General features: G+C 72.9%; 11 protein-coding genes, 1 tRNA gene and 1 other RNA gene. 10 read left to right on the forward strand and 3 right to left on the reverse strand.

Features of this window, described 5'->3' with window-relative positions; translation table 11 throughout:
• Window positions 1-222 precede the first annotated feature (222 nt).
• The 3 genes from SZ60_RS09750 (at window position 223) to SZ60_RS09760 (ending at window position 3,649) form a co-directional block, all read left to right on the forward strand.
• Window positions 223-307 (forward strand) — tRNA-Ser (locus SZ60_RS09750).
• 132 nt (window positions 308-439) lie between these two features.
• Entirely contained in the window at window positions 440-1,735 is a 1,296-nt protein-coding gene (nhaA, locus tag SZ60_RS09755) for a Na+/H+ antiporter NhaA (protein WP_043595539.1), read from the forward strand.
• Between the two features lie 54 nt (window positions 1,736-1,789).
• Window positions 1,790-3,649, forward strand: a complete 1,860-nt coding sequence (locus SZ60_RS09760) for a BCCT family transporter (RefSeq protein WP_082060027.1) — start codon at window positions 1,790-1,792, stop codon at window positions 3,647-3,649.
• Between the two features lie 88 nt (window positions 3,650-3,737).
• Here the strand turns inward: SZ60_RS09760 and SZ60_RS09765 are convergent, their stop codons facing one another.
• Window positions 3,738-4,229 carry a GNAT family N-acetyltransferase gene (locus tag SZ60_RS09765; RefSeq protein WP_043595540.1) on the reverse strand — a complete coding sequence of 164 codons (492 nt, stop codon included), beginning with the start codon at window positions 4,227-4,229 and terminating at the stop codon, window positions 3,738-3,740.
• A gap of 85 nt (window positions 4,230-4,314) precedes the next feature.
• On the opposite strand from SZ60_RS09765, the gene pta reads away from it, so the two are divergent.
• Both pta and SZ60_RS09775 read left to right on the forward strand, forming a co-directional pair.
• The gene (pta, locus tag SZ60_RS09770) at window positions 4,315-6,480 is read left to right on the forward strand and encodes a phosphate acetyltransferase (protein WP_043595541.1); all 2,166 of its coding nucleotides are present in this window, start codon (window positions 4,315-4,317) and stop codon (window positions 6,478-6,480) included.
• Window positions 6,477-7,670, forward strand: a complete 1,194-nt coding sequence (locus SZ60_RS09775; RefSeq protein WP_043595542.1) for an acetate/propionate family kinase — start codon at window positions 6,477-6,479, stop codon at window positions 7,668-7,670. Before pta ends, SZ60_RS09775 begins: the two co-directional genes overlap by 4 nt.
• Window positions 7,671-7,803: 133 nt before the next feature.
• Here the strand turns inward: SZ60_RS09775 and SZ60_RS09780 are convergent, their stop codons facing one another.
• On the reverse strand, window positions 7,804-8,484 hold the full coding sequence (locus SZ60_RS09780; RefSeq protein WP_043595544.1) for an SDR family oxidoreductase: 681 nt from the start codon (window positions 8,482-8,484) through the stop codon (window positions 7,804-7,806).
• Between the two features lie 54 nt (window positions 8,485-8,538).
• On the opposite strand from SZ60_RS09780, the gene ffs reads away from it, so the two are divergent.
• The 4 genes from ffs (at window position 8,539) to recR (ending at window position 21,435) form a co-directional block, all read left to right on the forward strand.
• An RNA gene (gene ffs, locus SZ60_RS16905) (signal recognition particle sRNA small type) lies at window positions 8,539-8,635 on the forward strand.
• 540 nt (window positions 8,636-9,175) lie between these two features.
• Window positions 9,176-18,184 (forward strand): hypothetical protein, encoded by a 9,009-nt coding sequence (locus SZ60_RS09785; RefSeq protein ID WP_043595546.1) that lies wholly within the window; start codon window positions 9,176-9,178, stop codon window positions 18,182-18,184.
• Between the two features lie 137 nt (window positions 18,185-18,321).
• A complete protein-coding gene (locus SZ60_RS09790) occupies window positions 18,322-20,832 on the forward strand; it encodes a DNA polymerase III subunit gamma and tau (RefSeq protein WP_043595548.1) in 2,511 nt (836 codons plus the stop codon).
• Window positions 20,833-20,835: 3 nt separating this feature from the next.
• The gene (gene recR / locus SZ60_RS09795) at window positions 20,836-21,435 is read left to right on the forward strand and encodes a recombination mediator RecR (RefSeq protein WP_043595550.1); all 600 of its coding nucleotides are present in this window, start codon (window positions 20,836-20,838) and stop codon (window positions 21,433-21,435) included.
• A gap of 41 nt (window positions 21,436-21,476) precedes the next feature.
• Here recR and SZ60_RS09800 read toward each other — a convergent pair whose 3' ends face one another.
• A complete protein-coding gene (locus SZ60_RS09800; protein ID WP_043595552.1) occupies window positions 21,477-22,286 on the reverse strand; it encodes a DUF1206 domain-containing protein in 810 nt (269 codons plus the stop codon).
• A 178-nt stretch (window positions 22,287-22,464) separates the two neighbouring features.
• Here SZ60_RS09800 and SZ60_RS09805 point away from each other — a divergent pair.
• Window positions 22,465-23,632, forward strand: a 1,168-nt coding sequence (locus SZ60_RS09805; RefSeq protein ID WP_043595554.1) for an aspartate kinase, incomplete at its 3' end; no start/stop codon positions are given.

The following is a 23,632-nucleotide window of genomic DNA, read 5'->3' on the forward strand; positions in this document are numbered from 1 at the left end:
CTCGGCGCCGGCGGCGCGCAGGGCGGCGACGACGGCGCGGGCGCGCGGCGGCAGGGCTGCGGCGTCGAGGTGCTCCGAGGAGGGGCGGTGCGCGTCGGTCATGCCCCGACGGTAGCCATGAGGGAGCCTCAAGGTCAGCAGCGACACGGGGACGTCCACCGGGCCCCGCGGAGTCCGGTACGCTGGTCTCGGTCGTGCGCCGGTTCGCCGTGTGCCCGCCCTGGAGGATTCGCCTAGTGGCCTATGGCGCACGCTTGGAAAGCGTGTTGGGTGCAAGCCCTCAGGGGTTCGAATCCCCTATCCTCCGCATCGAGATGGCTCTTCCCTTCGGGAGGGGCCATTTCTCGTTCCGTGTTCGGCTCCCGAGCCCGTCGCGGAGGTGGTGCTGCCCGGGCTCGGTGGGGTCTCGATCTGCCGCCGTCTGATAAGACGAGGAGAGATGCCACACGACGACCTGCCCCCTTCCCGTCCTTCCGCCGCTGCTCCCGGACTGTTCGCCGAGGACACTTCCTTGGAGTCCACCCGTCTCGGGGAGATCCTCCGCAAGGAGACAGTGGGGGGGATCGTCCTCGTCATCGCGGCGGTCGTCGCCGTCGTGTGGGCGAATTCACCGGCGTCCGGTGCGTACTTCGCCATCCGTGACTTCGAGTTCGGCCCGGAGGCCCTCGGGTTGCACCTGAGCGTGGGGGAGTGGGCCGCCGACGGGCTGCTGGCGATCTTCTTCTTCCTCGTCGGCCTGGAGCTCAAGCGCGAATTCGTCGCGGGAGAGCTGCGGAAGATCAGCAAAGCGATCGTGCCGGTGGCCGCCGCGTTCGGGGGAGTCCTCGTTCCTGCCCTGATCTTCACCGCCGTCAACCTCGGTGACCCGGAGGCGGTGCGCGGGTGGGCGATCCCCACCGCGACCGACATCGCCTTCGCCGTCGCGGTCCTCGCCATCGTCGGCTCGAGACTCCCTGCTGCGCTGCGGATCTTCCTCCTCACCCTCGCGGTCGTGGACGACCTGATCGCCATCGGCATCATCGCGTTCGTCTACACCAGTGCCATCGAGGTGCTCCCCTTGGCCCTGGCGATCGTGCCGCTCGGGGCGTACGTGTTCCTGACGCAGCGGTTCCGGCGGTTCTTCGGCCTGCACCCGGCTGCGAACTGGTTCATCCTGCTGCCGGTCGCCGTCCTGGTGTGGGGACTCCTCCACGCGTCGGGCGTCCACGCCACCGTCGCAGGGGTCCTCCTCGGCTTCGCCGTCCCCGTCATCCGCAGCCATGCCAGTGGCGGGCCGGGCACCGGCCCCGGGCTCTCCGAGGTCTTCGAGCACCGCTTCCGGCCCATCTCCACCGGTTTCGCCGTCCCCGTGTTCGCGTTCTTCTCCGCCGGCGTCGCCTTCGGTGGCCTCGACGGCCTGAGGACGGCGCTCTCCAGCCCCGTCACGATCGGCATCATCGCCGCCCTCGTCCTCGGGAAACCCGTCGGCATCCTCGCGACGACCTGGATCACGACCAGGATCACCCGGGCAGAACTCGACCGGAGCATCAAATGGGTGGACCTCACCGGCGTCGCCCTCCTCGGGGGCATCGGCTTCACCGTGTCCCTGCTCGTCGCCGAACTGAGCTACGGGCTCGGCAGCGCTCACGACGACGACGCCAAGGTCGCCATCCTCGTGGCGTCGGTGCTCGCCGCCGCCCTCGCGACGGCCGTCCTGCGACCCCGCAACCGGCACTATCGTCACCAGGATCGGTGACCCGGACGACGTCGTGATTGGGACGGCGGGCCCGTCGACCGGCACCATGGAGGCATGGCCACGACAACTCCGCCCTCTTCCGTGCCCCCCGCCGACCATCCCGCTTCCCCGACGGAGACCGTCTCGACCACCCCTCAACTGCGCCGCTGGGTCTTCTGGCCGGCCGCCGCCGTCGTCCTCGGCTTCGTCGCCTACACGCTGATCGCGCCCGCCTCGGCCGAGGCGCTGTTCCTCGGTCTGCAGAGCGGCATCGTCCGCAATTTCAGCTGGTACTACGTCCTGATCGCCGCCTTCTTCGTCGGCTTCAGCCTGTTCCTCGGGTTCAGCAGGTTCGGTGGCATCAAGCTGGGCAAGGACAAGGACGAGCCCGAGTTCTCGACCGGCTCGTGGTTCGCGCTCCTCTTCGCCGCGGGCATGGGCATCGGCCTCGTCTTCTACGGCGTCTCCGAGCCCCTCAGCCACTTCGCCTCGCCACGACCGGGCGTCACCGGCACCGAGGACCAGCTCGCGCAGCAGGCCCTGACCCAGACCTTCCTCCACTGGGGGCTGCACGCCTGGGCCATCTACGTCGTCCTCGGACTCGCCCTCGCCTACGCGATCCACCGGAGGGGTCGCCCCGTCTCCATCCGTTGGGCCCTCGAGCCCCTCCTCGGCGACCGCGTCCGCGGGGGCTGGGGCAACCTGATCGACGTCATCGCCCTCGTCGGCACGCTGTTCGGCGTCGCGACCTCGCTCGGCCTCGGCGTCATCCAGATCGGCGCCGGCCTCGAGGCGGCGGGCATCGCCGACAGCAGCATCGTGAGCCAGCTCGCGATCATCGCCGTCATCACGGCGGTCACCATCGTGTCGCTCGTCACCGGTGTGACCAAAGGCATGAAGATCCTCTCGAACTTCAACCTCATCCTCGCGGCCGCCCTGCTGCTGTTCATCCTGATCGTCGGACCCACGCAGTTCCTGTTGCGCGACTTCGTGCAGTCCATCGGCGCGTACCTGCAGAACGTCGTCGGGCTGTCCTTCAACGTCACCGCCCAGCAGGGCGCCGCCGGCGAGGAGTGGCAGGGCGCCTGGACCACGTTCTACTGGGGGTGGTGGATGTCGTGGGCGCCCTTCGTCGGCGTCTTCATCGCCCGCATCTCGAAGGGCCGCACGGTCCGCCAGTTCGTCTTCGGCGTGCTGCTCGTCCCGACCGCCCTCACCTTCCTGTGGTTCGCCGTCCTCGGTGGTGCGGCCATCCACCAGCAGACCGACGGCTCGGGTGGCCTCGTCGGAGCCGACGGCTCGGTCGACGTCGAGGGGTCGCTCTTCGCCCTGCTCGGCGGCCTGCCCGCCGGGACCGTCCTGACCTTCGGCGCGATCCTGCTCATCGGCGTGTTCTTCGTCACCTCGTCCGACTCCGGATCGCTCGTCATGGCGATGATCGCGTCGGGCGGCGACATCGAGCCGAAGAACTGGCTCCGGGTGTTCTTCGCCCTGGTGGCCGCCCTGCTCGCCGTCGCGCTCCTCCTGACCGGCGGTCTGGACGCCCTGAAGACCGCGGCGATCACGACGGCGCTGCCGTTCAGCATCGTCCTGCTGTTGACCTGTTGGTCGACGATCATCGCCTTCACCCGCGAACGTCGCGCGTACGACAAGGCCGAGCGCGACGTCCTCCTGGAGCACGTCGGTGCGTACTACGGTCTCGAGGTCGACGCCCCGGCCCAGGCCGGCGGCACACGCCTCGCCCGCCCGTGGGAGGCCGTCAAACGCCGGGTCCGGGGTGGCCGTGACGGCTCCCCGGCGAGCCGGGCGACGTCCGCCTCGGCCGTCGTCGCCGAGCCGCCGTTGCAGGTCGACGTCGTGTCGCCCGACCCGGCGATCGACGGCCGGCTCGACGCGACCGGTGACACCGGACAGGACGGCTCGGACGGACGCTGAGCTCACCGCTCCACCCACGACGGGCGTCGTCTCCTCGGAGGCGGCGCCCGTCGTCGTCCCGCCGCCTCGTCGTCCCGGCGCGTCCGGGTCAGGCGAGGCGGCGGGACATGTACCGGAGGTCGAGCCACTCGCCGAACTTCGTGCCGACCTCGCGCAGCACGCCGGCGTCCTCGAAGCCGAGCGACGCGTGCAGCCGCACCGACGCCTCGTTGCCCGCCTCGATCAGCGCCACCATGACGTGCAGGTCGTCCCGCGTCGCGCGCTCGACCAGCTCGGTCATCAGTGCTCGTCCGAGGCCCCTGCCCTGCTGCCCGGGGCGCACGTAGACCGAGTTCTCGCAGGTGTGCCGGTAGCCGTCCTTCGCGTGGAACGGCCCGTAGCTGCCGTAGCCGAGCACCTCGTCGCCGTCCACCGCGACGATCGCGCTGCGCCGCGCCTCCTGATGGCCGGTGAGCCACTCGCGTCGGCCCTCGAGGGTCGGCGTGACGTCGGTCCAGATGGCCTTGGAGTGCGCGACGGCGTCGGCGTGGATCTCGAGGACGCCGGGCAGGTCGGCCTCGGTCGCGGTGCGGATCTGCATGCCGACGAGCCTAGGAGACGTCTCGTGGCCTCCGCCAGCACGCTTCCCCGGCGGCTCGAAGGCTGCCGCCCGTAGGCTGGCGGGCGTGTCGACACGCATCTACATCACCTCTGCCGAAGGCCACACGGGCAAGTCCACGATCGCGCTGGGCGTGCTCGACACGCTCAGTCACGAGGTGGGCCGCGTGGGGGTGTTCCGACCCGTCGCCCGATCGACCGACGAGCGCGACTACGTGCTCGAGCTGCTGCTGTCGCACGACAGCGTCGACCTGGCCTACGACGAGTGCGTCGGCGTCAGCTACGACGCGGTGCACGCCGACCCCGACGCCGCCCTCGCCACGATCGTCAGCCGCTTCGCCGCCGTCGAGCGCCAGTGCGACGCGGTCGTCGTGATCGGCTCCGACTACACCGACGTCGGCAGCCCCACCGAGCTCTCGTACAACGCCCGCATCGCGGCCAACCTCGGCGCGCCCGTGCTGCTCGTGCTCGGCGGCCGCAGCGCCGACGGCCAGACGCGGCGCTCGGGCGTCGACATGCGCCAGGTCGCCGAACTGACCACCGCCGAGCTGCGTTCCGAGCACGCGAGCCTCCTGGCCGTCGTCGCCAACCGGGTCGACCCCGACCACCTCGACGAGGTCGTCGACGGCATCGGCCACGCCCTCGAGGCGTCACCCACCGGCCGCGTCCCCATCTGGACGCTCCCCGAAGACCGGGTGCTCGTCGCCCCGACGATGCGCGCCGTGCTGCAGGCCACCGGCGCGACCCTGTTGAGCGGCGACGACGCCCTGCTCGACCGCGAGGCGCTCGGGGTCGTCGTGGCCGCCATGTCGATGGAGAACGTGCTGCCGCGCCTCACCGAGGGCGCCGTCGTCGTCGTGCCGGGCGACCGCTCGGACGTGCTCGTCGCCACCGTGCTCGCGCACGCCTCCGAGACCTTCCCCTCGCTCGCGGGCATCGTGCTCAACGGCGGGTTCGCCCTGGCCCCCCAGGTCGAGCGCCTGCTCGAGGGGCTCGACAGCCCGCTGCCCATCGCCACCACGAGCACCGGCACCTACGACACCGCCCTCGCCATCACCCAGACGCGGGGCCGACTCGCCGCGGACTCGCCCCGCAAGTACGACCTCGCGCTCGCTCTCTTCGAGACGCACGTCGACGGAGCCGAACTGCTGCGCCTGCTGCAGGTCAGCCCGTCCGGCGTGGTCACCCCGCTCATGTTCGAGTACCAGCTGCTCGAGCGGGCACGAGGGGCGCAGAAGCACATCGTCATGCCCGAAGGCGACGACGACCGGGTGCTCCGAGCCGCCTCGACGTTGCTCCAGCGCGGCGTCGCCGCGATCACGCTGCTCGGCGACGAGACGGCCATCCGCGCCCGAGGGGCCGAACTCGGTCTCGACCTCGCCACCGCCCGTGTGCTCGACCCGTTCGACCCCAGCCTGCAGGTGCTCTTCGCGACCGAGTACGCCAAGCTGCGGGCGCACAAGGGCATCGCGGTCTCGCAGGCGATGGACACGGTCACCGACGTCTCGTACTTCGGCACCATGATGGTCAAGCTCGGTCTCGCCGACGGCATGGTGTCGGGCGCCAAGCACACCACGGCGCACACCATCCGACCGGCGTTCGAGGTGATCAAGACGCTGCCCGACGTCGGCGTCGTGTCGAGCGTGTTCCTCATGGCGCTCGCCGACCGGGTGCTCGTCTACGGCGACTGCGCCGTCATCCCCGACCCGACGGCCGAGCAACTGGCCGACATCGCCATCTCGTCGGCGCAGACCGCGCAGCAGTTCGGCATCGAGCCGCGCGTCGCGATGCTGAGCTACAGCACGGGCGACAGCGGCTCCGGTGCGGACGTCGAGAAGGTCCGCGCCGCCACGGCCCTCGTGCGCGAACGCCGACCCGACCTGCTCGTCGAGGGGCCGATCCAGTACGACGCCGCGGCCGACCCGACCGTGGCCGCCGCCAAGATGCCCGAGTCCGAGGTCGCCGGTCGGGCGACGGTGTTCATCTTCCCCGACCTCAACACGGGCAACAACACCTACAAGGCCGTGCAGCGCAGTGCGGGCGCCGTCGCGATCGGCCCGATCCTGCAGGGCCTCCGCAAGCCGATCAACGACCTGTCGCGGGGGGCGCTCGTGGGCGACATCGTCAACACCGTCGCCATCACCGCCATCCAGGCCGGCACGCAGGCCGCCGCAGCCGAGGCCACCAGCACCAGTACCAGTACCGCAACCAGCACCCAAGGAGCCTCCTCGTGAGCACCGTCCTCGTCGTCAACTCCGGCTCGTCGTCGTTCAAGTACCAGCTGATCGAGCTCGAGGGGGAGCGCACGCTCGCCAGCGGCCTCGTCGAGCGCATCGGCGAGGCGGTCGGGTCGACCCGCCACCGCAACGAGGTCACCGGCGACGAGACCCGCAACGACACCCAGCCGATCGCCGACCACGCCGCCGGCTTCGCCGCGATGCTGACCGCCTTCGACGCGCACGGCCCGTCGTTCGCCGAGTACCCGCCCGTCGCGGTCGGCCACCGCGTCGTCCACGGCGGAGAAGAGTTCGACCGCGCCACGGTCGTCACGACCGACGTCGAGAAGGCGATCGAGCGTCTGTCGGCCCTCGCCCCGCTGCACAACCCGGCCAACCTGCAGGGCATCCGCGCGGCGAAGGAGGCCTTCCCGGACGTGCCCCACGTCGCGGTCTTCGACACGGCGTTCCACCAGACGCTCGCCCCCGCGGCCTACACGTACGCGATCGACGCCGAGCTGGCGAAGCAGCACCACGTCCGCCGCTTCGGGTTCCACGGCACGTCGCACAAGTACGTCAGCGAGAAGACCGCCGAGTTCCTCGGTCGCCCCCTCGCCGAGCTGAAGACCATCGTGCTGCACCTCGGCAACGGTGCCTCGGCCGCCGCGATCGACGGCGGCCGGTCGATCGACACGAGCATGGGCATGACGCCCCTCGAGGGGCTCGTCATGGGCACGCGCTCGGGCGACATCGACCCCGCCGCCGTCTTCCACCTGCACCGCGAGGCCGGTCTCGACTTCGCCGAGCTCGAGACGCTGCTCAACAAGGGGAGCGGGCTGCTCGGCCTGACCGGCAGCGGCGACATGCGCGACGTGCAAGACAGCGCGTCCCGCGGCGACGCCGTGTCCGAGGCGGCGCTCGCCGTCTACCGGCACCGCCTGCGGCACTACATCGGTGCCTACGTCGCGCAGCTCGGTGGCCTCGACGCCGTGGTCTTCACGGCGGGAGTGGGCGAGAACAACGCCCTGCTGCGTCGGCGCACGTTGATGGGCCTCGAGTTCTTCGGCATCCACGTCGACGACGACCGCAACGAGCTCGCCTCCCGCGAGGCACGCTACATCTCGCCCGAGGGGTCGAAGGTCTCGGTCCTCGTCGTCCCGACGAACGAAGAGCTCGAGATCGCCCGTCAGGCCGCAGCCGTCAGCTGAGACGTCGGGCCGGGTGGACGACCCGGCCGCCCCGACGACACGAGAGAGCCCCGGTGCGCAGGTCGCGCCTCCGGGGCTCTCGTGTCTCGGTCGACGGCCTCCGGGCCGTCGGACGACGACCAGGAGGCGCGGGTCAGTACTTGATGGTCGCCAGCGCGTCCGAGACGGTGACGTCGCCCGAGACGGCCTCGAACTGCGTCTTGACGGCGGTGCCCTCGATCAGCGCCGTGGCGATGATCTCGGCCACGTCGGCGCGGGGGATGCTGCCACGGTCGACGGTCGTCCCGACCGTGACCTGGCCGGTGCCGGCGTCGTCGGTCAGGCCACCGGGTCGGACGATCGTCCAGTCCAGGCCCTCACGACGGCGGAGGTCGGCGTCGGCCTCGCTCTTCGCACGCATGTACACCTGGTACACGTCGTCGTCGTTCGTGGCGGGGAGCTCGGCGCGGGCCGGGTCGAAGTCGTCCGTGCCGATGGCCGAGACCATCACGTAGCGCGTGACGCCCGCCTTCTCGGCGGCGTCGGCCAGCAGGACGGCCCCGTCGCGGTCGATGGTCAGCTTGCGCTCGGCACCGCTGCCGCCGCCACCACCCGCGGCGAAGACGACGGCGTCGGCTCCGTCGAGGTGGCCGGCGAGCGTGTCGACGTCGGTGTTCTCGAGGTCGAGGACGAGGGCACGGGCCCCCGCGGTCTCGAGGTCTGCGGTGTGGTCGGGGTTGCGGACGATGCCGACGGGGTCGTGCCCGGCGTCGGCGAGTCGGCGTTCGAGGAGCTGGGCGATCTTGCCGTGTCCTCCGGCGATGACGATTCTCATGCCCCCAGGCAACACCCCGGGTCGCGGCGACCACTCAGTTGCCGCTAAACTCGTCGAGGCTCCTCACGTGGCGTCATCCAGGCCAACTCCCCCAGGGCAGAAATGCAGCAAGGGTAACCGGGCTCTGGCGGGTGCGTGAGGGGTCATCTTCTTTTAACGCGCCGCCGCCCCTGCGGCGCTTCGGCGCGGCGTCGTGCGTGGTGCGTGGGGTGTGGCCGCTCGCGTTCTGTGGGGGGTGCGCCGCCGCCCCTGCGGCGCTTCGGCGCGGCGTCGTGCGTGGTGCGCCGCCCCTCCTCCCGTCTTCGTCGCCGTGGCCCCCCTTCGTGGGGGTGCGCGATCCGGGTGCTCTCCGTCTATGCTCGGCACCACGACGAGACCGAACCAGCTCGTCGGGAGCGACCAACCACCGCTCCGGCCGCACCCCTCACCACGGTGCGACCATGCGCGACGGCGCCGTCGCACCCGCACCACACGATCAGGATCAGGACCGATGAGCCCCTCACCACGGCACGTCAGCAGCACCCGCACCAGGCGAACGAGCCCGCGCACCGCGCGGTAGTCCCGTTCGCCTCGTCGTCGTCCCCGGGCGGCGGCACCGCGGCTCACAACAGAACAGCAGCACCTCCTGCCTCACCAGCGGGAGTTCTTCGGATCAGGCGGCGGGCTCGTCCCGTCAGGAAGAGGCACACCCATGCGAAGCCAGGCGATCGAGCGCCCCCGGCGCTCCCACGCGTCCCGCGCACTGAAGGCGACGGCCGCGGCCGTCGTCGCGGCGGTGGTCGGGGCGCTCGTCGTCGTCGTCCCCGCCCAGGCGGCCACGACCGACCGCAGCGAGGCCGAGGCCTCGATGGTCGGCGGCTCGGGCATCGTCTCGCTCGACCAGGTCGCCGCCCTCGGCGGGGCCTACTCGGCCTTCGGCACGACGCAGAACCCGCCGACGTCCCGCAACCCCCTGAACCTCACCGCGGTGAACGCCCTCTCGGTCGGTCTCGGCAACGGCTTCCGCCTTCTGGGCGCGAACGGTCTGCTGCAGCTCGGCGTCGACGGCCAGTACGCGAGCGCCACCGCGACGGGTGCCACCGCCTCGGCCGGCCTGATCGGTGCCGACGGGTCGATCGCCGCAGGCAGTGGCACCCCCGGTGCCGGTGCGACGCTGAACCTGCAGCCCCTGCTGGCGTCGGTGCCCGCCACGAACGGCGTCCTCTCCGACGTCCGCCTGGGCCTCGGCTCCCTCTCGTCCCAGATCAGCCAGCAGCGTGGAGCCACGGCAGGGACGCCGACGACGGCGTACCAGGTCGCCGGCGCGCGCTACACGATGACGAGCCCGGCCGTCCAGGGCGTGACCACGTCGCTCCGCGGCACGGTGACCGGGCTCGGATCGACGGTCAACGCGGTCGCCGGCAGCGGTGCCGTGACCGGGCTCGCCACCTCGATCACCGCACCGCTCACCACGGCCGTGAACGGACTGCCCCTCGGGGGAGCGGTGACCCTCGGTCAGCCGGTCGTCGGGGTGACGGCGACCGTCGACCTCGACTCGACGATCTCGACCGAACTCGCGAGGCCCCTGACCTCGGGCCCGGTGACCATCACTCCGAGCACGGGGCAGGTGATCATCGACTTCGGCGCCCTCAACGGCCTGCCCGCGAACAGCGACCTCCTCAGTCCCGCGACGATCACCGCCATCACCAACGGCGTCACCGACATCTTGCAGAACCAGCTGCCGACGAACCTGGTCGCTGCGGCGAACGCCGCCGTCCGGGCCACCGCCGCGACCGTCGACCTCCGTGTCGGTCTGCGCATCGACCTCGGTCTCGCCACGGTGAACGAGACGCTCACGACCCGCACCGTGACGACGATCGGGCAGCTGCTCGACGGCACCACCCCGGCGACCGCCACGACCGTCACCGGGTCGGGTCTCGTCGGTGCGCTCGGCGCCACCGTCCTCCGCAACGCGCTCCTCCCCGTCGTCGGCACCCTGCTCGGCTCCGTGGGCGGCCTCTACTCACCGCTCGTGGACGGCACCGCGCTCGCCGCGACGACGACCACCCTGCGCACCACGACCGCCGCCGTCGTCACGACCCTCGCTCCGCTGACCACCCTGCTGAACCAGCTCGTCCGCGTCACGATCAACGCCCAGGACGGCGTCGGCTTCCGTGACGGCCGGGGCACCGACGCGGGCTCGAGCTCCGTCCACGCGGTCAGCCTCTCGGTCCTGCCGCTCGTGAACGCGTCCCGGGTCGACCTCGCCACCTCCACCGTCCGGGCCGCGGCCCTCACCCCCCTGAGCATCGCCACGCCCACCGCCGGCCAGGTGTTCGTCGTGCCGAACGCTCCCGGAGCCACCCGCAGCGTCGTGCTGACCGGTGCCGGCGAGCCCGGTGCCACCGTCAGCGTCGACCTCGGCGCCGGTCTCACGGGCACCGGCACGGTGGCCGCGGACGGCAACTGGATCGTGACCGTCGCGTCCGTGCCCGCGGGGGCCTACAGCGCCTCCGTGACCCAGGCCCTCGGCACCGCGACCACCGGTCCGGTCACGCGCGACTTCACCGTCGTCGCCCAGCAGCCGCTCGTCGTCACCGCGCCCACCGCCGGACGCGTCTTCACCGTCCTCGACGCCGACTCCACGACCCCCGTGATCGTCTCGGGCACCGCCACCCCCACGGCCACCGTCGCCGTCGACCTGGGCGGCGGCCGCACCGCCACCGCGCTCGTCGCCGCGGACGGCACCTGGACGACGACCGTCGCGGGCGTGCCCGTCGGGGGCTACACTGCGTCCGTGACGCAGGCCCTCGGTGGCGACGTCTCCGCCGCCGTGACGCGCGCCTTCAGCGTCGTCGCCGGTGCGGGGCTCACGATCACGAGCCCGACCTCCGGCACGCAGTACCGGCTGCCCGGCGCCGACTCGACCCGTGACGTCACCGTCTCGGGCACCGGTCAGGCCGATGCCCCCGTCGCCGTCTCGCTCGGCGGCGGCCGCGACCTCACCGCGACGGTCGCCGCCAACGGCACCTGGTCGGTGACCTTCCCGGCCCTGCCGGTCGCCGCCTACACGGCCACCGCGACGCAGACGGTGGGAGGCGCGGTGTCCGCCCCGCAGACCACCGACTTCACCCTCGTGGCCGCAACCGGCGTGACGATCTCCACGCCTGCGCCCGGTGCGACCCTCACGGTCGCCGACGCCACCTCGACCACCCCGGTCACGGTGACGGGAGCCGCCGAGCCGAACGCCCCCGTCCGGGTCGACCTGGGCGACGGCTACGTGGCCACGACGACGGCCGACGGCACGGGCGCCTGGTCGGCGACCGTCTCGTCCGTGCCCGTCGGGCCCCGGACGATCAGCGTCACGCAGACGGTCGCCGGCGTCGTCTCGGTGCCGGTCACGCAGCCGCTGACGGTCGCCGCCGGCGCGCCGCTCGACATCCTCGCCCCGGCCGAGGGCACCACGGTGCGCGTGGCCGACAGCGCCTCCTCGACCACCCTGACCGTCTCGGGCACCGCCCAGGCCGGCGCCGACGTCCGCGTCGACCTCGGTGACGGCCTGACCGGCCGGGTCACGGCGGACGCCACGACCGGCGCCTGGTCGGTGGACGTCGCCGGCGTGCCCGTCGGTCAGCGCACGATCTCGGCGACGCAGACCGTCGGCGGCACCGTGTCGCCGGCGCAGACGCGCGTCGTGACGATCGTCGCCGGGACCCCCGTCGCCATCTCGACGCCGCCCCCCGGGGCAACGATCCCGATCGTCGGCGGCACCACGGCCGACGTGACCGTCACCGGCACCGCCGACCCGGGGGCGACCGTCACGGTCGGCCTCGGCGCCGGCTTCGAGGTGCCGGCCACGGTCGACCCCGCCACGGGCGCCTGGACCGCGGTCATCCCCGACGTCCCCGCCGGTGTCCGCACGCTCGGTGCGACGCAGACCCTCGGCGGAACCACCTCCGCACCGGTGACCCAGCAGCTGACGATCGCGCAGGGAACGCCCCTGGCCGTCACGGCACCGCTCGACGGCGCCGAGTACTTCGTCCCGGGACCGCAGGACACGACGCCCGTCGTCGTCTCGGGCACGGGCCAGGTCGGGGCGACCGTCGCGGTCGACCTCGGCGACGGGCTCGTCGGCCAGGTGATCGTCCCGGCCTCGGGCCAGTGGTCCGTCACCGTCGCCGGCGTCCCGGTCGGTCCGCACACGGTCTCGGTGACCCAGAGCGTCAACGGCTCCACCTCGGACGCCGTCACGCGGGACGTCCGGGTCAGCGTCGGCGGTGACGTCGTCATCACGGCGCCCGTCCTCGGGGCCCAGCTGGTCGTCGCCGACGACCGAGGGACCGCCGCCGTGACCGTCTCGGGCACCGGCGTGACCGGTCTGCCCGTCGTCGTGACGGTCGACGGCGTCGACCAGGATCCGGCCGTGCCCGTGGTCCCCGACGCGCAGGGAGTATGGTCGCTCGAGCTCACCGGGGTCGCCGTCGGCGACCACGTCGTGGGCGCGAGCCAGCAACAGGGCCCGGACCTCCTCGAGGCCGAGCCGACGGACTTCTCGGTGGTCTCGGCCGAGGCCGACCTCACCATCACCGCACCCGGTGACGGCGACGTCATCACGGTCGCCGGCACCGGCAGCACCACCGCCGTCGTCGTGACCGGCACGGCCTACCCGGAGGCGTCGGTCGAGGTGACCCTGGCCGGTGTCGTCACCCCGACGACCGCCGGGCCCGACGGGCTCTGGACCGTCACGGTCCCGGGTGTCCCCGTCGGCGACCAGGTCGCCTCCGTGACCCAGACGGTCGGCGGCACGACGACCACCGAGCCCGTGACCCAGGCCTTCGAGGTCGCAGCCGGGGCGGACGTGGCCATCACGACCCCCGCCGCCGACGTCCGCTACGTCGTCGCCTCGCCCGCAGCCACGCAGGACGTCCCGGTCGCCGGGACCGCCCAGCCGGGCGCTCGGATCACCGTGACCCTCGACGGCGTCGAGGTCGGCAGCACCCTCGCCGACCCCACGACGGGCGCCTGGGCGGTCACCCTCGTCGGCGTCGGCGTCGGCGAGCGCATCCTCGGGGCCTCGCAGGCCGTTCGCGACACCGTCCAGCAGGCCGGCACGCGCGTCGTGACGATCGACCCGGCGGCCCCGCTCACCATCGTGGCCCCGGCCGACGGCGTCCCGATCGTCCTCGCCGACCCCGCCTCGACCACGACCCTCGTGGTGTCGGGCCAGGCCGAGCCGGGCGCGGTCGTCCGCGTCGACCTCGGCGACGGTGTCACCGACACGGTCACGGCCGGCACCACGACCGGCGCCTGGTCGATCTCGTTCGACGACGTCCCCGTCGGCACGCGGACGATCGTCGCGACCCAGACGGTCGGCACCTCGGTCTCGGTCCCCGAGACGCGGGTGGTGCAGATCCTCGCCGGTGCCCCCCTCGTCGTCGTCGCTCCCGCCGACGGTTCCGTCGTCGACGTGGCCGGGCCGGACGTCGTCTCGACGGTGACGGTCTCGGGTACCGCGGCCGCGGGCGCCACCGTCGACGTGGTCCTGGACCCCGCGACCGGTGCCGACCTCGTCGCGACCGTCGCGGCGGACCCCACCACGGGCGCCTGGTCGGTCGACGTGGCCGGCGTGCCCGTCGGTACGGTCGACCTGTCGGCGACGCAGAGCATCGGCGGGACCACCTCGCCGGCGCAGGAGAGCTCGTTCGAGGTCCGCGCGGCCACCCCGGTCGTCATCATCGACCCGGACGACTCCGTCTTCACCGTGCTCGACCCGGCCGGCACCATCGACGTCCCCGTCTCGGGTACGGCGTCACCGGGTGCCGAGGTCTCCGTCCGGCTGAACGGGGGAGTGGCCGTCACCACGACCGCCGACCCCGCCTCGGGTGACTGGTCCGTCGTCCTCGCCGACCTGCCCGTCGCCACCTACCAGGTGACGGCGTCGCAGGCCGTGGCCGGCACGACCTCCACCCCGGTCCTGGCGGCCTTCGAGATCGTGGTCGGCGACGAGCTGACCGTGTCGCAGCCCACGCCCGGTGCCGTCGTGACGGTCGCCGACCCGACCGCCTCGACCGCCGTCACGGTCAGCGGCACGGCCGAGCCGGGGGCGACCGTCCGCGTCGACCTCGGCGACGACCTCGTGGCCTCGACGATCGCCGACCCGACCACCGGCGCCTGGAGCGTCGTGGTGGCAGGCGTCACGGTCGGAGAACGCACGCTCACCGCCACCCAGGCGCTCGGCACCTCGGTGTCGGCCGCCGTCACCCAGCCCCTCTCGGTGGTCCCCGCCGCCGCGGTCGTCATCGAGGCCCCCGCCGTCGGGACCGTCGTGGCGGTGGCCACGCCGGACGCGACGACCGACCTGGTCGTGTCGGGCACGGCCGAGCCGGGCGCCTCGATCGACGTCGACCTCGGCGACGGCCTGACCGCCACCGCCCCGGCCGACGGCACGACCGGCGCGTGGAGCGTCACCGTGCCGGGAGTCCCGGTCGGCGACCGCACCATCGCGGTCACCCAGACCGTCGACGGCTCGACCTCGACCCCGGTCACGCGGGACGTGTCGATCGTCGTGGCCCCCGCCGCGCCCGTGATCGTCATGCCCATCCCCGGTGCGACGGTCTCCCTGCTGGACCCGGCCGGCACCACGTCGGTCGTCGTCTCGGGCACCGGTGAGGCCGGCGCCACCATCGCCGTCTCGCTCGGCACGGGCCTCACAGCCGGCGCCACCGTCGGGCCCGAGGGCGACTGGCAGACGACCGTCGACGGAGTCCCCGTCGGCGACCACACCCTGACCGCCACGCAGACGATTCGGGGCGCGACCTCGGCCGCGGCGTCGCAACCGTTCACGGTCGCGGCGGCGGCGGGTCTCGTCGTCGACCGGCCCACCGACGGCACGACGGTCGTCGTGCTCGCCGCGGGAGACACCGCCCCGGTGGTCGCGTCCGGCACGGCCCAGCCCGGAGCGACCGTCACGGTCGACCTCGGTGACGGCCTGGTCGGGACGGTCGTGGCCGACCCGACGACCGGCGCCTGGAGCGTCACGGTCGACGGCGTGCCGGTCGGCGACCGCACCGCCTCGGTCACCCAGACCGTCGACGGCGCCGTGTCGACCCCGATCACGCGGGACGTGTCGGTCGTCGTGGCCGCTCCGGTGACGATCACCTCGCCGCCCGCCGGGTCGTCGATCGTCGTGGAGGACGCCGACGACACCACGGACGTCACGGTCTCCGGCACGGGTCAGCCCGGCGCGACGGTCGTGGTGGCGGTGGGCGACGACCTCTCCGAGACGACCACGGTGACCCCCGAGGGCACGTGGACCGTCACGGTGGGCGACGTTCCCGTCGGCTCGTACCCGGTCGTCGTCACGCAGACGGTCCCGGCCGGTTCGACGACTCCCGCCACCCAGCAGCTCGACGTCGTGGTCGGCACGCCGGTCACGATCACCGAGCCGGCCCCGGGTGCCACCGTCGTCGTCCTCGACGGCCAGACCACGCCGGTCACCGTGTCGGGCACCGCCCAGCCCGGCGCGACCGTCACGGTCTCGCTCGGTGACGACCTGACCCGGGCCGTCCCGGCCGACCCGACGACGGGGGCGTGGACCGCGACCTTCGACGCCGTGCCGGTGGGCGCCGGACCGATCTCGGTGGTGCAGCAGTACGGCACCGTCACGACGGTCCCCGTGACCCAGCCGTTCGCGGTCGTCGCGGCAGACCCGATCGAGATCACCGACCCGGCGACGGGCACGCGCCTCCTCGTGCTGTCCGTCGACTCGACGGTGGACCTGCCGGTGACCGGTTCGGCTCAGGTCGGCGCGACCGTCGCGGTGACGCTCGACGACGGCACGGCCGTCACGGTCGACGTCGGCGACGACGGCACCTGGACGACCACCTTCACGGGGGTCGGCGTGGGCGAGCACGTGGTGTCCGCGACGCAGACGGTCGCCGGGTCCGAGTCGGCTCCGGTGACGACCACGGTCGTCGTCGAGGCCGCCGCCACGCTGACCGTCACGGCTCCGACCGACGGGCAGCAGTACCAGGCGGGCGACTCCGGCACCGCGCCGGTCGTCGTCCGCGGCCAGGGACAGCCGGGCGCGCCCGTCGCCGTCACGGTCGACGGGGGAGACCCCGTCACCACGACGGTCGACGACGCGGGCTCGTGGCAGGTGCCGGTCGTGCTCGCCACCGGGACGCACACCGTCTCGGTCGTGCAGACCGTCGGCGACGCGACCAGCGTCCCCGTCGAGGTGCAGGTCGTGATCGTGCCCGCCCCGGCCGACCCCGCCGTCGCCCCGACCATCACCTCGCCCGCCGACGGGCAGCTCGTGACGGACGCCGACGGCGACGGCTTCGTCGACCTGCCGGTCACCGGCACGGGCGAGCCAGGAGCCACCGTCACGGTCTCCGTCGGCGGCACCACGCAGACGGCGACCGTCACCGACGGGGGCACCTGGTCGGTGACCCTGCCGGCGGTCCCGGTCGGCACGCGGACCGTGGTCGTCGAGCAGACGGTCTCGGACGTGGTCACCGGCAGTGCTTCGGTGGACGTCGTCCTCGCCCCCGCCGCGGAGGTCGCCCCGCTCGTGGTGACCTCGCCCGAGCAGGGGTCGATCCTGCCCTCGGGCACGGAGGGCACGGCCGACGTCCTGGTCGGCGGCTCGGCCCAGCCGAACGCCTCCGTGGCCGTGAGCCTGGACGGCGGCCTGCCCGTCACGGTCGACGTGGACGCCGACGGCGCCTGGTCGACCACGCTGGTGGGCGTCGAGCCGGGGCAGCACGCCCTGTCGGTGACCCAGACCGTGGGAGGCGCGGTGTCGGCACCCGAGACCGTCGTGTTCACGGTCACCGCGGCCGCGAACACCGACGCCGTCGTCATCACCTCGCCCGCTCCGGACGCGTTGATCGCCGACGCCGACGACGACGGCGTCGAGGACGTCACGGTGACGGGCACCGGCACACCCGGTGCGCTCGTCACGGTCGACCTCGGACAGGGGACGACGCAGATCACGGTCGTCGCCGACGACGGCACCTGGACGGTGACGTTCGTGGGCGTCCCGGTCGCGGCCTACGTGCTCACCGCCACGCAGACCGCGGACGCGGGCACGACGACGGCCACCCAGGACCTCGTCATCGCCGCCATCGATCCGATCGTGATCACGAGTCCGCTGCCGGGCTCGGTGTTCCCGGCCGGTCAGGGCGGCACGACGACCGTCACGACCACGGGTACCGCCGAACCCGGCGCGACCGTCACGGTCCGGCTCGACGCGGGTGACGCCGCCGTCGGACCCGTCACCCGGGTCGCCGCGGTCCTCGCCGCGGATCGCGTCCTGGTCGTCACGGCGGACGCGGCGGGTGCCTGGACGGTCGTCTGGGAGGACGTGGCCGTCGGGCCGCACGTGGTCGACGCGACGCAGACCGTGGCGGGAGCCACCTCGGCCCCGGTCACGACCGGCTTCACGGTGACGGCCGCCGCCAGCACACCGGGCACGCCGGGCACGCCGGGTACGCCCGGTACGCCGGGCACGCCCGGGACCCCGGGCTTCCCGGGTCTGCCCGGTGCGGGTGGCGGCTCCGGCGACGGAACCGGCGGGGTCGCGACCGCGGGCGTCACGGGACTCGCGTACACGGGTTCCGACGTCCTCGGAGGGTTCTCCCTCGGGGCCTTCGCCCTCCTGCTCGGGCTGGCGCTGGTGCGTCTGCGTCGCCGGGGGAGGAACGTGGCGGAGTAGCCGGAACGGGCGCGTCACACCGGAGGGTCCGTCGTCTCGACGGGCCCTCCGGTGCGTCCGGCGGGCGCCGCACCGGACCGGGCGGAGCAGGGCCCGCGCCGTCGACCGTTGTCGGTCGCCCCGACTACTCTTGCTCTGTGGTCACCGCCCTGTATCGCCGTTACCGGCCAGAGAACTTCGCCGAGCTCATCGGGCAGACGCAGGTGACCGATCCGCTCCGCACGGCGCTGCGCACCAACCGCGTCAACCACGCCTACCTGTTCAGCGGCCCCCGCGGCTGCGGCAAGACGACGTCGGCCCGCATCCTGGCCCGCTGCCTGAACTGCGCCCAGGGCCCGACCGACACCCCGTGCGGCGTCTGCGCGTCGTGCGTCGAGCTCTCCCGCGACGGCGGCGGCTCGCTCGACGTCATCGAGATCGACGCGGCCAGCCACAACGGCGTCGACGACGCCCGCGACATCCGTGACCGGGCCGTGTTCGCCCCGGCCCGCGACCGGTTCAAGATCTTCATCCTCGACGAGGCCCACATGGTCACCCCGCAGGGCTTCAACGCCCTGCTGAAGGTCGTTGAAGAGCCGCCCGAGCACGTCAAGTTCATCTTCGCGACCACCGAGCCCGACAAGGTGATCGGCACGATCCGGTCGCGCACGCACCACTACCCGTTCCGCCTCGTGCCCCCGGCCCAGATGCTCGAGTACGTCCACGAGCTCTGCGAGAGCGAGTCGGTCGAGGCCGCCCCCGGCGTGCTCCCGCTCGTGGTCCGTGCCGGCGGCGGGTCCGTGCGTGACACCCTCTCCCTCCTCGACCAGTTGATGGCCGGCAGCGAGAACGGGGCGATCGAGTACGAGCGCGCCGTCGCCCTGCTCGGGTACACCCACGCCTCGCTGCTGGACGACGTCGTCGAGGCGCTCGGCGCCCGCGACGGCGCCGCGGCCTTCGCGGCCGTCGACCGGGTCGTCCAGACCGGTCAAGACCCCCGACGGTTCGTCGAAGACCTGCTCGAGCGCCTGCGCGACCTCATCGTCGTCGGCGCGACCGTCGAGGGCGCGTCGGCCGTGCTGCGGGGCGTCACCGCCGACGAGCTCGACCGTCTCGTGCACCAGTCGCACGCCTTCGGTGCCGCCGAGCTCTCCCGCTCGGCGGACGTCGTGAACCGCGCCCTCACCGACATGACCGGGGCGACGTCGCCGCGGCTCCACCTCGAACTGATGATCGCGCGCGTCCTCGTCCCCGAGAGCGACCAGACGGGTCGGGGTGCCCTCGCCCGGGTCGAGCGTCTCGAACGACGCGTCGGCGTCGAGGGCCCCGGCTCCGCCTCGTCGGTGGCGCCCGGCCCGTCGACCGAGGCCCGACCGGCCGAGGTCCGGCCCGCGTCGGGTCGACCGACGTCCTCCGTCGCGTCGTCGGCTCCGGTCTCGGCCGCTCCTGCCGCGACGTCTCCTTCCGCGGCACCGGTCGAGGCCACTCCGTCGACCGAGGCCGCGGGCGGTCCGTCGGCCGTCGAGAGCGCGACCGCGTCCTGGGCGACGGCCGCCCCGTCGGCCCCGGTCGAGCCCGTCGGCTCCGCCGCTCCGGCGACGAACGAACCCGCGCCTCCGTCCGCGCCGCACTCGGCCGCCTGGGCACAGACCCTCGACACCGGACAGGGCGCCGGGTCGGGCGCGGCTCCCGTCACGCTCCAGCAGATGCGCGACAGCTGGCCCGAGATCGTCGAGGTCGTCCAGAAGGCGCGGCGCACGGCCTGGATGGTCGTCGTCACGGCCACCGTCGTCGACTTCGCGGACGACGTGCTGACGCTCGCCTTCCCCAGCGCCAACGACGTCGAGAGCTTCAAGCGTCCCCAGGGGGCGGCCGAGGGCGTCAGCGAGTACCTGCGACGGGCGATCGTCGACGTGCTCGGCGTCAAGGTCAAGTACATCGCCCGGGTCGAGGGCGACGGGCCCGCGGGTCCCACCCCCACCGGTGCGCCGCCCGTCGACGCGTCCGTCCCGCCCGCGACGTCGACCCCGCAACGAGACACCAGCCGATCGGCCGCACCGGCGACCGACGCCGGGCGGCAGGCTTCCGCTCCGTCACCCCAGGGGTCGACACCGGCCGAGCCGGGCCGCACGACGGCCGCCACAGAACCGGCAGCGCGCCAGGACTCCGCCGCGAAGGCCGCGAGTCCTTCCCGGACCCCGGCGGCGGCCACGAAGCCGACGTCCGCCGAACGGGCCACGGCCCCGGCGTCGACCGAGCGACCCGGTTCCCCTGCGCCCGTCACCGGGTGGGACGTCGCCACCATCCCGCAGACCCCGCCCCCCGAGCCCGACGAGCCCGAGCACATCACCGAAGAGCCACCCGGGGGCGTCCCGACGGTCGACGCCGCGCCCCCGCCGCCCGAGGTCGACGCGGCCGCGGCAGGCCGTTCCGGCGCCGGTGCGTCGCCTCGGGCAGCCACGACCTCGACTGTGGCGTCGGCGGCTCCGGATCCCTCCACGGGTGCCGGCCCGTCGGTGGCCGAGCGTCGCGCCGCCACCGGCGACCCTCGTCGAGGCATCCCCACCGGGTCGCGCTACGGCGAGGCCGTCGTGCGCGAGATCCTCGGGGCCCAGTTCATCGAAGAAGAGACGATCGCCCCCCGGGTCACGCCTCAGAGAAGCGAGTAGCGCGTGTACGAAGGCATCGTCCAAGAACTCATCGACGAGTTCGGTCGCCTCCCCGGCATCGGGCCCAAGTCGGCGCAACGCATCGCGTTCCACATCGTGCAGAACGAGTCGTTCGACACGTCACGCCTCGCCGAGCTGCTCGTCGACGTCAAGACCAAGGTGCGTTTCTGCGAGATCTGCGGCAACGTCAGCGAACAAGAGACCTGCAACATCTGCCGAGACCCGCGTCGCTCGCCGGCCACGATCTGCGTCGTCGAAGAGGCCAAGGACGTCCAGGCCATCGAGCGCACGCGCGAGTTCCGCGGCCTCTACCACGTGCTCGGTGGGGCGATCAGCCCCATCGACGGCATCGGTCCCGACGACCTGCGCATCCGCCAGCTGGTGCAGCGTCTCGCCGACGACACCGTCCAAGAGGTCATTATCGCCACCGATCCCAACCTCGAGGGCGAGGCGACCGCGACGTACCTCTCCCGGATGCTCGCGCCCTTCGGCCTCCGGGTGACGCGACTGGCCTCGGGCTTGCCCGTGGGCGGCGACCTCGAGTACGCCGACGAGGTCACGCTCGGCCGCGCCTTCGAGGGCCGCCGGCTCGTCTCCGAGTGACGACCCGCGCCTCCTGAGGCCGTGCGGCGGGCGCCTGCCCGTCAGAGGCGGGCGCGCCGTGCCCGGACGACGCAGTACGCGCCGTAGGCCATGAGCCCCAGGGCGACGGCCGTCAGCACCACCACTCCGAAGGGCAGGGCCGCCAGGGCCCTCAGGGCGCCGTCGAGCCCCGTGGCCTCGCTCGGGTCCGAGGTGATCGCCGCGACCGCGAACAGCACGCCGACGACGGCCAAGGCGATCCCCTTGGCCACGTAACCCGTGACGCCCAGGGCGACCGTGCCACGTCCCGCCGCACCCCCCGGCAGCGTGAGGTCCTCGCGGAACTCCTGCTTCACGCCCTTCACGACGAAGTAGGCCCCGATCGCCACGATGGCGAGCGCGACGACGACGAGCAGCACGACGCCCCCAGGAGCGGAGAGCAGCCGGGCGCTGAGCGTCTGGGTCTGTCCGGAGCTGTCCGACGACGAGCCCCGGGCGAAGGTGAAGGCCGTGAACCCGACGGCGAGGTAGGCGACGCCCTTGCCGCCCTCCTTCGCGCGCTCGGCCCAGGCGTCCTTGTCGGTCCCCCGGACGAGAGCGGCTTCGAGCACCTGGAACAGGCCGAGGCCCCAGAGCCCCACGACGATCAGCCAGAGGAGGAAGACCCCGCCCGGACGGGACGCGAACTGCCCGAGGGCACCGCCCTGGTCGGCCTCGCCGCCACCGCCGAACGCGACGCCGAGGGCGATCACGCCGATCACGACGTGGAGCAGGCCGTTCATGGCGAAACCGACGCGGGCGGCGGTCGTGAGGGCGCGGCTGTCCTGGAGGCGGCTGGCGGCGCCGCGGGCCTGGTCGGTGGTGTCGGGCATCGGTCCACCGTAGGGGAGAGGCGTCGACGCCGCCCTCCGTGCTCCGATGCGCGACCCCTCGGGGCCGTCCGCGGGACACCGAGCCGTGTGCGTCACACGCCCTCGACACCGAATAGAATCGCCGGACGCAGGCGTGAGCCGTCCTCCGGCGCGCCCAGTCCCCTTCTCAGGAGTCACCGTGAGCTTGATCGTGCAGAAATTCGGCGGGTCGTCCGTCGCCGATGCCGAGAGCATCAAGCGCGTCGCCAAGCGCATCGTCGAGACGCGCAAGGCCGGCAACGACGTCGTCGTGGCCGTCAGTGCGATGGGCGACACCACCGACGAGCTGCTCGACCTGGCCAACGAGGTCAGTCCGCTCCCCGGCGGCCGCGAGCTCGACATGCTGCTCACCGCGGGCGAGCGCATCAGCATGGCCCTGCTCGCCATGGCGATCCGCAGCCTGGGCGTCGAGGCCCGCTCGTACACCGGCAGCCAGGCCGGCATGATCACCGACGCCCAGCACGGCAAGGCCCGCATCGTCGACGTGACACCCGGCCGGGTGCGCGACGCCCTCGACGCCGGGTACGTGGCCATCGTCGCCGGCTTCCAGGGGTTCAACCGATCCACGGGTGACATCACGACCCTCGGTCGAGGTGGCTCCGACACGACCGCCGTCGCCCTCGCGGCGGCGCTCGACGCCGACGTGTGCGAGATCTACACCGACGTCGACGGCGTCTTCACGGCCGACCCGCGCGTCGTGCCCAAGGCTCGCAAGCTCGACCGCGTCACGAGCGAAGAGATGCTCGAGCTCGCCGCCGCCGGGTCGAAGGTGCTCTACATCCGTGCCGTCGAGTACGCCCGGCGTCACGGGGTCACCCTGCACGTCCGCTCGTCGTTCAACAACAACGAGGGCACGCTCGTCGTCAACCCGAAAGAGGGAGAGAACGTGGAAGAACCCATCATCAGCGGGGTCGCGGGCGACCTCAGCGAGGGCAAGATCACCGTCGTCGGCGTCCCCGACGTGCCGGGCAAGGCCGCCCAGATCTTCCGCACGGTCGCCAAGACCGGCGCCAACATCGACATGATCGTGCAGAACGTGTCGGCGGCGTCGACCAGCCGCACCGACATCTCGTTCACCCTGCCGAAGTCCGAGGGCGCCGTCGTGCTCCAGGCCCTCGAGTCGGACCGCTCCGAGATCGGCTTCGAGTCGCTGCAGTACGACGACCAGATCGGCAAGCTCGCGCTCGTCGGTGCGGGCATGCGCACCAACGCCGGCGTCTCGGCGCGACTGTTCACGGCCCTCTTCGAGGCCGGCATCAACATCGAGATGATCTCGACCAGCGAGATCCGCATCTCGGTGGTCACAC

Source organism: Frigoribacterium sp. MEB024, from assembly GCF_000878135.1.
Classification (GTDB): Bacteria; Actinomycetota; Actinomycetes; order Actinomycetales; family Microbacteriaceae; genus Frigoribacterium.